Here is a 13,988-nt window from a genome sequence, read left to right on the forward strand (position 1 = left end):
CCTCCCCGTTCCCTATTCCATTTGCACCCCACGCCGTGAACACTGCCTACCGCAAGCCTCTTCCGGGCACCCGGCTCGATTACTTCGACGCGCGTGAAGCCGTCGAGGCAATCCAGCCCGGCGCCTATGACACGTTGCCGTACACCTCCCGCGTGCTCGCCGAAAACCTCGCGCGCCGCTGCGATCCGGCCACGCTTACCGCCTCGCTCAAGCAGCTTGTCGAACGCAGGCGCGACCTCGACTTTCCGTGGTTCCCCGCGCGCGTGGTGTGCCACGACATCCTCGGTCAAACCGCGCTCGTCGACCTCGCGGGCCTGCGCGACGCCATCGCCGACCAGGGCGGCGATCCCGCACAAGTGAATCCGGTCGTGCCGGTGCAGCTGATCGTCGATCACTCGCTCGCCGTGGAATGCGGCGGCTTCGATCCGGATGCGTTCACGAAGAACCGCGCAATCGAAGACCGGCGCAACGAAGACCGCTTCGATTTCATCAACTGGACGAAGAAGGCGTTCAAGAACGTCGACGTGATCCCGCCCGGCAACGGCATCATGCACCAGATCAATCTGGAGAAGATGTCGCCCGTGATCGGCGTCGCGAACGGCGTCGCCTACCCCGACACCTGCGTCGGCACGGACAGCCACACGCCGCACGTCGATGCGCTCGGCGTGATCGCCGTCGGCGTGGGCGGGCTCGAAGCCGAGAACGTCATGCTCGGCCGCGCATCGTGGATGCGGCTGCCCGATATCGTCGGCGTGGAGCTGACCGGCAAGCGCCAGCCCGGCATCACCGCCACCGACGTCGTGCTCGCGCTCACCGAATTCCTGCGCAAGGAAAAAGTGGTCGGCGCATATCTGGAGTTTCGTGGCGCAGGCGCCGCGAGCCTCACGCTCGGCGACCGCGCAACGATTTCGAACATGGCGCCCGAATACGGCGCAACCGCCGCGATGTTCTTCATCGACGGCCAGACGCTCGACTATCTGCGTCTCACGGGCCGCGACGAAGAACAGGTGAAGCTCGTCGAGACCTACGCGAAGGCCGCGGGCCTCTGGGCCGATACGCTCGCGCACGCGCAATACGAGCGCACGCTCACGTTCGATCTGTCGAGCGTCGTGCGCAACATGGCCGGTCCGTCCAATCCGCACAAGCGCCTGCCCACGTCCGATCTGGCCGCGCGCGGCATTGCGGGCAAGTGGGAAGAAGTGCCGGGCCAGATGCCGGACGGCGCGGTCGTCATTGCCGCGATCACAAGCTGCACGAACACCAGCAATCCGCGCAACGTGATCGCCGCGGCGCTCATCGCGCGCAACGCGAACGCACGCGGCCTCACGCGCAAGCCGTGGGTGAAGTCGTCGCTCGCGCCGGGCTCGAAAGCCGTCGAACTCTATCTGGAAGATGCGAAGCTGCTGCCCGACCTCGAAAAGCTCGGCTTCGGCATCGTCGCGTTCGCGTGCACCACCTGTAACGGCATGTCGGGCGCGCTCGATCCGAAGATCCAGAAGGAAATCATCGACCGCGATCTGTACGCCACGGCCGTGCTCTCGGGCAACCGCAACTTCGACGGCCGCATCCACCCGTACGCGAAGCAGGCATTCCTCGCCTCGCCGCCGCTCGTCGTGGCCTATGCGATTGCGGGCACGATCCGCTTCGACATCGAAAAAGACGCGCTCGGCACGGACAAGGACGGCAAGCCGGTCTACCTGAAGGACATCTGGCCGAGCGACGAGGAAATCGACGCGATCGTCGCGCAAAGCGTGAAGCCCGAGCAGTTCCGCAGGGTGTATGAGCCAATGTTCACGACCACCGCCGCGAGCGGCGAGACGACCGATCCGCTCTACGACTGGCGCGCGCAAAGCACGTATATCCGCCGCCCGCCGTACTGGGAAGGCGCGCTCGCGGGCGAGCGCACGCTCAAGGGCCTGCGTCCGCTCGCCGTGCTCGGCGACAACATCACGACCGACCACCTCTCGCCGTCGAACGCGATTCTGCCGAACAGCGCGGCGGGCGAGTACCTGGCGAAGATGGGCTTGCCCGAAGAGGACTTCAACTCGTACGCGACGCACCGCGGCGATCACCTCACGGCACAGCGCGCAACCTTCGCGAACCCGACGCTCATCAACGAAATGGCCGTTGTGGACGGCGCGGTGAAGAAGGGTTCGCTTGCGCGCATCGAGCCGGAAGGCAAGGTCACGCGCATGTGGGAAGCCATCGAAACCTACATGGAGCGCAAGCAGCCGCTCATCATCGTCGCGGGTGCGGACTACGGCCAGGGTTCGTCGCGCGACTGGGCCGCCAAGGGCGTGCGTCTTGCGGGCGTGGAAGTGATCGTCGCGGAAGGTTTCGAGCGCATTCACCGCACGAACCTGCTCGGCATGGGCGTGCTGCCGCTCGAATTCAAGGCCGGCACGAACCGCACGACGCTCGGCATCGACGGCACCGAAACGTTCGACGTGATCGGCGAGCGCACGCCGCGCGCCGACCTCACGCTCGTGATTCAACGCAAGAACGGCGAGCGCATCGAAGTCCCGGTGACCTGCCGCCTCGATACGGCGGAAGAGGTCTCGATTTACGAAGCGGGCGGCGTGCTGCAGCGCTTCGCGCAGGACTTCATCGAATCGTCGACGAAGGCCGCGTGAGCAAGGGCTGATCCAGCAACGCAATGAACGGGCTGAACGGGCGCTACGGAAACCTGCCGGCAACGTAACGCCCGGCCCATTTCAGGATTCGACATGGCACACCTTCCCCAGATCAAAATCCCCGCCACGTATATTCGCGGCGGCACCAGCAAAGGCGTGTTCTTTCGTCTGCAAGACCTGCCCGCAGCGGCACAGCAGCCGGGCGAGGCGCGCGACCGGCTGCTCATGCGCGTGATCGGCAGCCCCGATCCCTACGGCAAGCAGATCGACGGCATGGGCGGCGCAACATCGAGCACGAGCAAGACCGTGATCGTCGCGAAGAGCGGCCGTCCCGGGCACGACGTCGACTATCTGTTCGGCCAGGTCGCCATCGAGCGCGCATTCGTCGACTGGAGCGGCAACTGCGGCAATCTCTCGGCGGCGGTCGGCCCTTTTGCGATCAGCGCAGGCCTCGTCGACCCGGACCGCGTGCCCGATAACGGCGTTGCGGTCGTGCGCATCTGGCAGGCGAACATCGGCAAGACCATCATCGCGCACGTGCCGATGACGAACGGCCAGGTGCAGGAGACGGGCGGCTTCGAACTCGACGGCGTGACCTTCCCGGCAGCCGAAGTGAAGCTCGAATTTCTGGACCCCGCCGCCGAAGAAGAAGGCGCGGGCGGCACGATGTTCCCGACCGGCCAGCTCGTGGACGACCTCGAGGTGCCGGGCGTCGGCACGCTCAAGGCCACGATGATCAACGCGGGCATCCCGACGATCTTCGTCAATGCCGAGGCGATCGGCTACACCGGCACCGAGCTTCAGGACGCGATCAACGGCGACGCCGCCGCGCTCAAGAAGTTCGAGACGATCCGCGCGTACGGCGCGTTGCGCATGGGCCTCATCAAGCAACTCGATGAAATCGCCACGCGCCAGCACACGCCGAAAATCGCGTTCGTCGCGAAACCGCAGGCTTATACATCGTCGAGCGGCAAGCGCGTCGGCGCCGAAGACGTCGACCTGCTCGTGCGCGCGATGTCGATGGGCAAGCTCCACCACGCGATGATGGGCACGGCGGCTGTGGCAATCGGCACGGCGGCGGCCATTCCGGGCACGCTCGTCAATCTCGCGGCAGGCGGCGGCGAGCGCAACGAGGTGCGCTTCGGCCATCCTTCAGGCACGCTGCGCGTGGGCGCCGAGGCGAGCGAGGAAAACGGCGAGTGGATCGTCAAGAAAGCCATCATGAGCCGCAGCGCGCGCGTGCTGATGGAAGGCTGGGTGCGCGTCCCGCAAGACTGATTGTCTTCAGGCGCGGCTGATGCAAAAACGCCGTCCCCGCATAGGCTCGCGGGGACGGCGTTTTCGTATCCCGGCCCAGGAATTCGTCGCGGCGGGAATCACGCCCTGGCGCTGTGCGCTCAGCTCTTCGGCGGAAGATACGGCATCGGATCGACCGGCTTGCCGTCGCGGCGCACCTCGAACAGCACGGCCACGCGGTCGTTCTTTTCGCTGCCCATCTCCGCGATCTGCTGCCCCTGATGCACGGTGTCGCCGATCTTGACCAGCAGGCGGCGGTTATGGGAGTACGCGGTCAGGAAGTCCTTGTTGTGCTGGACGATGATCAGGCTGCCGTACTCGTTAAGGCCCGTGCCGGCGTACATCACCTTGCCGTCGGCGGCGGCGCGCACCGGGTCGCCCGCCTTGCCCGCGATCTCGATCCCGCGTGTCTCGCCGGCCTGGAACGCCTCGACCACCGGCCCCTGCGCGGGCCAGACAAGCGCGACGCTGCGCGCATGCCGTGCAACCTCGGCGGCTACCGCGCGGTTTCCGGCAGCGTTTCCAGCCGTGTTTCCGGCCGTGCTTCCAGCCATATTCCCGGCTGCGTTCGCCGCCGTTGCGCCGGAACCGGCCGCCTGCACGGTGATGGTCTGCTTCGAGACGATCTTCAGCGACTGGCCGGTACGCAGACGGCCCGTCTTGCCACGATTCCAGGCCTGCAGATCCTTCACGGAACAGCCGTGAAGCTTTGCGATCCGCGCTAGCGTATCGCCGCGCCGCACGCGAACCCAGGTCGTCTTTGTCACGACCTTCGTGACCGGCGCTGACGCAGCCGCGGGTGCGGGCGCAGTCGCCTGCGCGGACGCCGCTGCGGCATCGGAAGCCGGCGCTGCGCCTGACGCCGCAGCCTGATCCGGCTCCGGCCCGGCCGGCTGTTGCTGCTGGCCGAAGTTGGCACAGCCTCCCAGCAGGGCGACAAGTCCGACCCCGGCCCAAACGCGCTTCAAACGGTCGATACGCCGGCCGCTACCTTCTTTAAGCATGTACGCCTCCTGCTCTAGTCGCGGTGGACAGTGTGCGATGCACGCGGCAAGCGCGGCGCGGTGTGCGGCGTCTGGCGCGCTCCCGGCGTCGCGTGGCACCGGCGTTTCATCTCACCCGGCCCGCATCGATCCACATCTATCTGAGCCCCTTCTTACGGCAAAAGGCTCCCTTCACCACTTAACCGCCCGCATTCAGCGGACGATCGCAATCAAGAAATCGACTTGGCATTGTAAAGCGCATTCGCGGCGTTCTGGCCGCCCGGAACACTCTGATACAAAAGCTTACAAGCGCGATCCGGCACTCGTAACAGCCTTCGGCTCAACACGGGTGCAATACCGCGGCGCATGCCGACCTTAAACGCTTATCGGCACGTGCGTGCGCAAACTTGAACGGGCATGCGGCGCGCGATGAAGGCAACAAGAAATTAAGAGAATATTTACCTGAATCAAGCGACCGACTTCATGGCGGGGAACCTGAATGTCACAATCCGGTCTTTCCCTTACCTGCTGCCCGGCCAGACGGGACACTTCATCCCGACCACCGGCGCCTCGCGCCCCACGGCCTCATTCCATCGCCGATTGACACAGCCGCCCGATACCCGCGCGCATCCTGCGTTGCAGCGCGTCGCCGCGGCCTGTTAGCAAGACCCATGTCACAGCCATCCAGCCGTCTCGTCGAACTCGATTTTTTCCGCGGTCTCGTCCTCCTCGTCATCGTTGTCGATCACATCGGCGGCAGTATCCTCTCGCGCTTCACCCTGCACACTTACGCGCTGTGCGACGCGGCAGAGGTTTTCGTCTTTCTCGGCGGCTACGCGAGCGCCACCGCGTGGGCCGCGCTCTGCGCACGCCGCACCGAAGCCGCCGCGCGTCAGCGCTTCATCCGGCGCGCGTTCGAGATCTATCGCGCCTTTGTCGTCACGGCGCTCTTGATGCTGCTCGTCTCCGCGATCCTGGTCGCGTGCGACATCACCGCGCCCAACCTCACCGTCACCGACCTCGACGACCTCGCTTTCGCCCCCGCCGCCGCCTTGAGCGATATCGTGCTGCTGCGCCGCCAGCCCTATCTGGCGGGCGTCCTGCCGATGTACGCCTGGTTCGCGCTCGCCGCGCCGCTGGCCCTGCCGCTCGCGTACAAGAAGCCGTGGTGGCTGCTTGCGCTCAGTCTCGCGCTGTGGGGGCTCGCGCCGCTTGCCACCCCCTGGCTGCCGCACGCCGCGGGCACGCAGTGGGACTTCAATCCGTTCGGCTGGCAGCTGATGTTCGTGTTCGGCGTCATCGCGCGCGCGCAGCCGGTCTTTCAGCGCGTGAGCGCGCACCGGCTCGGCTGGATCGTCACGCTCGCCGCGCTCGCCATCGTCGTGGCGTGCGCCGCCTGGCGGCTTTCCCCCGGCAACGCGGTCTTCGACAGCGATCTCAAGCGCAACCTCGCCTGGTTCCGCGCCCTGAACTTCCTCGGCATCGCGTGGCTCACGGCGCATACGGTCCGGCTCGGCTGGACGAAGCGGCTTGCCTGCGCGCTGCCGTGGATCGGACTCGTTGGCCGCAAAGGGCTGCTGTCGTTCGTGGCGGGCGCGGTCATCTCGCTCGTCATCGATTCGCTGCTCTACTGGTACACGGACGGTTATCTGGACGTGCCGCTCGGACTCGCCGCCGATGCGCTCGCGCTCGGCAGCCTGATGCTCGTCGTGCGCCTGTCCGGTCCGCTCGAACGCCTGCTGCCCGCAAAGGTCAAGGTCTCCGCCTGAAACGGCGCTGGCCCGCCACGCGGGGCGGCGGCCAGGATGATCGCCCGCGCCACGGGCGTCATCCGCCAGTTATGATCCGGTTCCGTCGCGTTCCTTTTGGTTCCTTTCGTTCCGCTTTGCCGCCATGCGCAGACTCCTCCAGACAGCGCTGCTTGCGCTCAGCGCCGCGCTCGCCGTGCCCGCCTCGGCCAGCACGATCGCCGTGCACATGTTTCGCTCGGCCGCGCTTGGCCGCGCCTGGCCGTACGTCGTCTATCTGCCGACCGGCTATCGCGCCGACGGCCCGCACTATCCGGTGCTCTATCTCCTGCATGGCAACAACGGCGACGCGATGGACTGGATCACGCAGGGCGACCTGCAAATCGCGGCCGATGCGCTGATCGCCCGCCACGAGATCGCGCCGGTCGTGATCGTGATGCCGCAGGGCGGCATCGACTGGTACGTCGACCGCCGGGAGAAGATGGAGACGGCGTTCTTCGGCGACCTGATCCCCGAGATCGAAACGCACTTCGCGGTGGAGAACCAGCGCAGCGGACGGGCGATCGGCGGCGTCTCGATGGGCGGCTTCGGCGCGCTGCGCTACGCGCTCGAGCACCCCGATGAATTTTGCGGCGCCCTGCTGCTCTCGCCCGCGATCTATTCGAACGATCCGCCGCCCACTTCGGCGGCACGGTACGTCGGCGTCTTCGGCGAGCACCAGTTCGATCCGCGCGTCTGGCACGAACTCAACTATCCAGCGCTGTGGAACGGGTATTTCGCGCAGCCCGCACGCGTGTCGTTCTTTATCGCCTCGGGCGACGACGACCTCGTGATCCAGGCCGAATCGTCGCTGCTCTATACGCGGCTGCGCGAGGCGGGCAACGCGGCGGCGCTGCGCATCGTCGACGGCGGCCACGTGTGGCCCGTCTGGCGCGAGGTGCTGCCCGCCGCGCTCAAGTACGCGCTGGCCTGCGTGCGCTGACGCGCGCCGCAGCGGCTGCGTGCCGGCGTTCGTGCCCGGTTGCCGGGTTCGGAGCAGACGCGCGGCGAATCAGGTAATCTGCCATCTCTTCACGGATTGACGCCCGCTCACCGCGTGAAACGCATCCGCATCCTGCCCCGGTTCCCACGGTTGGCCCGGCTCCCAGGCGTTCCGCCCCTCTTCCGAACGCCCATTTCGTGTCGCGCTCCGGGCAACACTGCGTTGCACAAATCCGTGTAGTTGACGCAGATCCCCCGCAAAGCCCCATTCCTTCGTCATTTGCCACCTATCGACACGGGATTGTTGCGAATACTGGAATGGTGTTTCAACTGAGACACAATGGCACTTGCTGTCGGACAGGAATAAATTCCTGGCACCCCACCTACGGAGCCGACAATGAAATCCAAAGCGTGTCTCGCGCTAGACGGTGCCAACGGCGAGCGCATCGAAGTGCTCGAACAGAGCGATGGCGCGCTCGTGATCCGCTGGGTCGAGCCGGGGCGCTGTCACTATGGCGAACAGCGCTGGCGCCGGCGCTCGGCGCATACGTCGGGCACCTGCGCCGTGTCGCGCCGCAAGATCCGCCGCGGCGACGCCGTGTTCAAACCGGCTGAACGCCCCGCCCCGCTCAACGCATCGGTGATGATCGCCGCAGAAGTGTTCGGCGACCTCGTCAACAAATAATCCGCGCCACACTCGCCACTTTCGCAGCACTCACCGCGCACGCCGCGGCGCGAGCCCGATGGCGCGCGCCGGGTGACGCGGTTCGAACCCCGCATCGGCTGCCCGCAGCGCGGCCACGCGTGCGAGCACGTCGGCATCGAACGCCGCTGCGCGCGGCCCCGACCGATCGACATGCAGCAACAATTGCTCGCTCGCCGACACCGGCTCCGGGGCATCGTCCGCATACATCTCCAGATAGACGTGAACGCGCTTCGCGTCGTGTTCGAGCACGCGCACATCGACGCGCACGCGCGCGCCTTCCTTGATCTCGCGCAAATAAGTCAAATACGCTTCGAGCGTGTACATCGAGCGAGCGCGCGCGTCCCGCTGCGCTGAATCAAGTCCGATTGCATCGAGCAAAACGTCGGTCGCATAGCTGTAAATCAGCATGTAAAATGCGTCGCGCAGATGGCCGTTGTAGTCGACCCACTCCGCACGCACAGTGTCCTGGTACACGACACTCGCCTCCCCCGCCCGCTTCTGGTGCGTCATCCCGCCTCCTTCGTTTTGCCGAGAGTGTAGCTTTCAGGGCGCCTTTTACGCGGGTTATTATTGGGATGGGGCGAACGCCCGCCCAGGGGATGGGGCGAGCCCCGCTCAGGGGATGGGGTAAGTCCCCGCCCAGGCAAGCGGTGTCCGGCACGGTCGGCTGCCTCTGCCCGTTAACCGCCGCGCGACGTCCGCGCGGCGCAACCCAAGGACCAGGTACATGGCCGAGAACGAGCCTCCAATTCCGCTCGCGGTTGCCCCGCAGCAATTCTCCCTCGACGTGATGCTCGAGAAATACGCCAAAGGCGACGAGCGCACCGCGGACGACATCTACCTGCGCGTCGCGCGCGGCGTCGCAATGGCGGAGCCGCCCGAACTGCGCGCCGAAATCGAGGCGCGTTTCGTCGACAACCTGCGCCACGGCGCACTCGGCGCCGGGCGCATCATGAGCGCGGCGGGCAGCGGCATCGCGGCCACGCTCATCAACTGCTTCGTGCAGCCCGTCGGCGACAGCATCCAGGGCTTCGACGACCAGGGCCGTCCGGGCATCTACGTCGCGCTTTTGCAGGCCGCTGAAACGATGCGGCGCGGCGGCGGCGTGGGCTACAACTTCTCGGCGATCCGCCCGCGCGGCGCACACGTTCATTCGACCGGTTCGTGCGCCTCCGGGCCGTGCGGCTATATCGACGTGTTCGACGCTTCGTGCCGCACGGTCGAAAGCGCAGGCGCACGGCGCGGCGCTCAGATGGCGGTGCTCGATTGCGATCACCCCGATCTGCCCGAGTTCATCGAGGCCAAGCATTCGAAGGGACGCTGGAACAACTTCAACGTCTCGGTCGCCGTGACCGATGCGTTCATGCGCGCCGTCGAAAACGACGAGATGTGGCAGCTCGTGCACCCCGCCGAGCCGTCGCCCGCGCTGCGCGCCGCAGAAGATTTGCAGCAGCGCGAAGACGGCATGTGGATCTACGACGAAAGACGTGCCCGCGATCTGTGGGACACGATCATGCGCTCGACCTACGACATCGCTGAACCCGGCGTCGTGTTCATCTCGCGCATGAACGAGGACAACAACCTGCGCGCGAAGGAAGCCATTCGCGCGACGAACCCGTGCGGCGAGCAACCGCTGCCGGCGTACGGCTGCTGCAATCTCGGGCCGCTCGATCTCACGCGCTTCGTGATCGATCCGTTCGCGCAGTTGAAGGGCGGCACGCCGGTATTCGACTGGGACGCGCTGGCCGAACGCACGGCGACGCAGGTGCGTTTCCTCGACGACGTGCTCGACGTGACCATCTGGCCGCTGCCGGAACAGGGCGCCGAAGCCGCGGCGAAGCGCCGGATCGGCGTGGGCTTCACCGGGCTCGGCGATACGCTCGTCATGCTCGGCATCCGCTACAACACGGAACAGGGCTGCGAATTCGGCGCGCAAGTGGCACGCACGATGCGCGACGCAGCCTATCGCGCGTCGGTCGAACTCGCGCAAGAGCGCGGCGCGTTCCCGCTCTTCGAGGCGGAGACCTATCTCGAGGAAGGTACCTTCGCTTCGCGCCTGCCCGACGACATCAAGGATGCGATCCGCACGCACGGGATCCGCAACAGCCATCTGCTGTCGATCGCGCCGACGGGCACCGTGAGCCTCGCGTTCGCCGACAACGCCTCGAACGGCATCGAACCCGCGTTCTCGTGGAGCTACCAGCGTACGCGCCGCATGAACGACGGCAGCAGCGAGACCTTCATGGTCGAGGACCACGCGTGGCGCCTCTATCGCACGCTCGGCGGCAACGTGAACGCGCTGCCCGCCTACTTCGTGAGCGCGCTGGAGATGAGCGCGCAGGATCACATCGCGATGATGGCGGCGGTACAGCCGTTCGTCGACACGTCGATCTCGAAGACCGTCAACGTGCCGGCCGATTACCCGTTCGAGGCGTTCGAAGGACTCTATCTCGACGCGTGGCGGCGCGGCCTCAAGGGGCTCGCCACGTACCGGCCGAACGAGACGCTCGGCGCTGTGCTGCAGACGCTGCCCACCGCTGCCGCTGCTGCCGCAGCCGAGGACACGCTCAACGACACGCAACAGGATCCGCTGCGCGTGGCGATCGATCACCGGCCGAAGGGCCAGTTGCCGGCCGTCATCGAAAAGATCGAGTACCGCACGCAAGCCGGCAAGGTGTCGCTTTACGTGGCGGTGTCGTTCCTCGAAGTGACGGGCCAGGTGGGCGGCGAATCGTTGACGATCGAGCGGCCCATCGAGTTCTTCATTCCGGTTGGTCAGCGCGACGAATCGCAGCAATGGATCACGGCGACGATGCGCTCGCTGTCGCTCGCCGCGCGCGGCGGCTTCATTGCACGCAATCTGCAGGATCTGCGCAAGGTGTCGTGGGATCGCGGGCAGGTGCGCTACGGCGAAACGCAGCGCCTCGACGGACACCGCACGCCGATGTGGCACGACTCCGAAGTGGCGGCGATCGCCTACGCGATTCAGCAGATCCTGCATCGCCGCGGCTTCCTCGATGCCGAAGGACGCCAGGTGCCGTCACGACTGCTCGCGCAACTGCGCAACGAGCATCGGCGCGCCGCGGGTTCGGCACAGGATCAGACGGCGGCTGGCGCGCATGATGCATCGGCGCATTCCGGCGATCGCGCGCACGACAACGCCAATGCAGCCCCGTCCGACACGAAGCACGGCACACTGCACGTGATGCTCGGCCGCAAGTGCGGATCGTGCGGCGCCAATGCAGTCATCCGCAAGGACGGCTGCGATTTCTGCACGGCGTGCGGCGAAGTCGGAGCGTGCGGCTAACTGCTGTATCGGGCGTCTAATCCACGCGTGAGTGACGCCATAAGTTGAAATTTGCACGGCGCGCAGCCGATGCAAAGTGCGACCCACGAAGCCTGCCATCTCCTGGATGGCAGGCTTCGTTTGCATTCAGGGGGACGTTTTTTGCACTCGACGAGCTCGCATCGGCGCAATCACGCAGAAGCGGCATGCCCGATGGCCGTCATCAACTGGCGCACCGCCGAACGGTATGTGCCGCTATTGCGGCCATCGGTCAACAGCGTGCGCAGCAACTCATGCCGTACCGCGTCATGGCCGTTTCCAGTCGGCAGAATGTCGTCGAATTCGGTGAGCGACTGTGCAAACTCGTCGACGGCGGGATCGTCCGTTCTCCGCCCGTGCGGCGCGTCAAGCAGACGCTGCCCCGCACCGGGCACCGCTGAAATCAGCGCGACCCGCTCCTCCCAGAGCACGAAGCGCGCAAGGCGCGCAAGCACGCTCTCGCTGCGCGGCGCGACCGGCCAGGACGGTTGATTCGCCATCCATTCGCGCATGCGTCCGGGCGCCATCGGCCGGGCGATCACGTAGCCCTGCGCGCCGTCGACGCCGAGTATCGACAACGCGTACACGAGCTCGATCGTGTCGATCCCCTCCGCGAGCACCAGCTTGCCCAGCGCATGTCCGAGTTGCGTGAGCTGAAAGATGAAGCGCAGCACGTCGAGTGCGCCGTCACCGTCGATGCGCACGATTTCCCGATCGATCTTGATCCAGTCGAACGGCAGCTCGCGCAGTCGCGCAAGCCCGCTGTGACCCGAGCCGAGGTCGTCCTGCGCAAGCAGCACGCCGAGCCCGCGAAAGCGATCGAGAATCGCACACTGCCCCTGGCTCAACGACAAAGATTCGTTCTCCAGAACTTCCAGCGTGAGTTTCGTGGGCGCGCACGCGTGCGCCGCCAGCGCGGAACTCGTCGCTTCGAAATAGCGGATATCGTTGAGCGCCGCAGGCGGCAAATTGATCGAGATTTCCAGATCGAGGTTATCGCGCAGCCACTGCTTGCGATCCGTGAGCGCCTCGTCGAGGCCGTGCGTATACAGCGCCAGCAGATCGTCGGACGCAAGGGAGGAAAGGAAGGCATCCGGCGTGAGCACGCGCCCACCGTCATGCAGCCGCGCGAGCGCTTCCGCTTTGCCCACTTGCCACGTGCGCAGGTTCAGAAGCGGCTGGTAATACATCTCCAGCCCGTCCGTGCGCACGAGCGCGGCCCAGTGCTGCCGCACGCTCACCGGGACCGCGTGGGTCTTGCCGTCCTGGGTTTGCAGACGCATCGCGGCACAGCCGAGCAAGGTCTGCAGCAGTTCGATGAACGCCACCTGGTGCGGACCGATGAAACCGCCCGGCAATGCGCTGAGGAGCACGAGGATCGCCATGGGTGTGTGACCCTGCGCCGCAATCGGGATGGACACCGACGAGCGCAGTCCTTCGCGCTTCGCGAGGTCACGCCACGGCAGGACGAGCGGATCGGTCTGATAGTTGGTCACGCGCTCGGCCTTGCCACTGCGCCACGCGCGTCCCACCGCGCTCTGTCCGTGAGGATCGTCGGCGCGTACGCTGAGGGGCTGGCTCTCGTCGGTCAGCACCTCCAGCAACCCGGCGCGGGCGCGGCCGCCGGCGCCTGCCTCGAAGTGAAAGACGCCGTGCTCATCGGGACGCCCGATGATGCAGGCCGCGACTTCGTCATGGGCCGAAAGCACTTCGACCAGATCGTCGATGAAATTCGTATAGCTGTCCGCTTCCCACACGAGGCGCGTGACGCGCAGCAGGACTTCCTGCTGCGAATCCTGCACATCCTGATACGCCTTGAGCTGCCAGGCGAGATCGGTCGTGAGGCGGCGCGCGTAAAGCGAAAGGGATTCGCCGCTCACCCGGTTGCTGATCAGCTTGAAAAGCAGTTCCTGGAGGATGCCGCGGCTGCGCACCAGCTCTTCCTTGTCGAGCCCCACGATGGCGTGAATGCGCCCGATGCGCAGCGCCATCTCGGCGTGGCCGTCCGCGGTCAGATCGGGGTCCGAGAGGGCGAGAAGATTCTGGACCTGCTTCGATTTCAGATGAACAAGTTCATCCGCCGACAACATTTGCAGAATGAGCCGGGATTTGGGTAATCGTGACAGCTCCTCATAGAACTGATTCACTACGAGGACCGCACATTGTTGTAGCGCCTCGATCAATGTTTGCATTCGTTGAATCGGCTCGTCGCCCCTCGAAAGGTAAAGCGGCACGTCAGTACGTGCCGCACACAACGACTCTACACGACTCGGATGAAATAAAAAGACACGACGCCAACCCGTCCGCGTAACGCGC

At 65.8% G+C, this 13,988-nt stretch carries 9 protein-coding genes; 6 read left to right on the top strand and 3 right to left on the bottom strand.

Annotated elements, in window-relative coordinates; genetic code table 11:
- Positions 1–35 precede the first annotated feature (35 nt).
- Both acnD and prpF read left to right on the top strand, forming a co-directional pair.
- Positions 36–2,633 (top strand): Fe/S-dependent 2-methylisocitrate dehydratase AcnD, encoded by a 2,598-nt coding sequence (gene acnD, locus Q0L30_RS18060; RefSeq protein WP_296659242.1) that lies wholly within the window; start codon positions 36–38, stop codon positions 2,631–2,633.
- A 93-nt stretch (positions 2,634–2,726) separates the two neighbouring features.
- A complete protein-coding gene (gene prpF, locus Q0L30_RS18065; protein ID WP_296659244.1) occupies positions 2,727–3,911 on the top strand; it encodes a 2-methylaconitate cis-trans isomerase PrpF in 1,185 nt (394 codons plus the stop codon).
- A 119-nt stretch (positions 3,912–4,030) separates the two neighbouring features.
- Here the strand turns inward: prpF and Q0L30_RS18070 are convergent, their stop codons facing one another.
- A complete protein-coding gene (locus Q0L30_RS18070; RefSeq protein ID WP_296659245.1) occupies positions 4,031–4,933 on the bottom strand; it encodes a peptidoglycan DD-metalloendopeptidase family protein in 903 nt (300 codons plus the stop codon).
- Positions 4,934–5,583: 650 nt separating this feature from the next.
- Between Q0L30_RS18070 and opgC the strand changes: the two genes are divergently transcribed.
- The 3 genes from opgC to Q0L30_RS18085 all read left to right on the top strand — a co-directional run bounded on the left by opgC (position 5,584) and on the right by Q0L30_RS18085 (position 8,326).
- Complete coding sequence (opgC, locus tag Q0L30_RS18075; RefSeq protein WP_296659247.1) at positions 5,584–6,681, top strand: OpgC domain-containing protein; 1,098 nt, start codon at positions 5,584–5,586, stop codon at positions 6,679–6,681.
- Between the two features lie 124 nt (positions 6,682–6,805).
- Positions 6,806–7,642 (top strand): alpha/beta hydrolase-fold protein, encoded by an 837-nt coding sequence (locus Q0L30_RS18080; protein ID WP_296659248.1) that lies wholly within the window; start codon positions 6,806–6,808, stop codon positions 7,640–7,642.
- A 396-nt stretch (positions 7,643–8,038) separates the two neighbouring features.
- The gene (locus tag Q0L30_RS18085; protein ID WP_296659250.1) at positions 8,039–8,326 is read left to right on the top strand and encodes a DUF3331 domain-containing protein; all 288 of its coding nucleotides are present in this window, start codon (positions 8,039–8,041) and stop codon (positions 8,324–8,326) included.
- Between the two features lie 30 nt (positions 8,327–8,356).
- Here the strand turns inward: Q0L30_RS18085 and Q0L30_RS18090 are convergent, their stop codons facing one another.
- Positions 8,357–8,857 carry a thioesterase family protein gene (locus tag Q0L30_RS18090; RefSeq protein WP_296659251.1) on the bottom strand — a complete coding sequence of 167 codons (501 nt, stop codon included), beginning with the start codon at positions 8,855–8,857 and terminating at the stop codon, positions 8,357–8,359.
- Positions 8,858–9,074: 217 nt separating this feature from the next.
- Between Q0L30_RS18090 and Q0L30_RS18095 the strand changes: the two genes are divergently transcribed.
- Positions 9,075–11,654 (top strand): adenosylcobalamin-dependent ribonucleoside-diphosphate reductase, encoded by a 2,580-nt coding sequence (locus Q0L30_RS18095; protein WP_296659253.1) that lies wholly within the window; start codon positions 9,075–9,077, stop codon positions 11,652–11,654.
- A gap of 170 nt (positions 11,655–11,824) precedes the next feature.
- Here the strand turns inward: Q0L30_RS18095 and Q0L30_RS18100 are convergent, their stop codons facing one another.
- Positions 11,825–13,864, bottom strand: a complete 2,040-nt coding sequence (locus Q0L30_RS18100; protein ID WP_296659256.1) for an EAL domain-containing protein — start codon at positions 13,862–13,864, stop codon at positions 11,825–11,827.
- Positions 13,865–13,988: the final 124 nt, after the last annotated feature.

Origin of the sequence: Paraburkholderia sp. (assembly GCF_024281035.1) — a bacterium.
Lineage (GTDB): Bacteria > Pseudomonadota > Gammaproteobacteria > Burkholderiales > Burkholderiaceae > Paraburkholderia.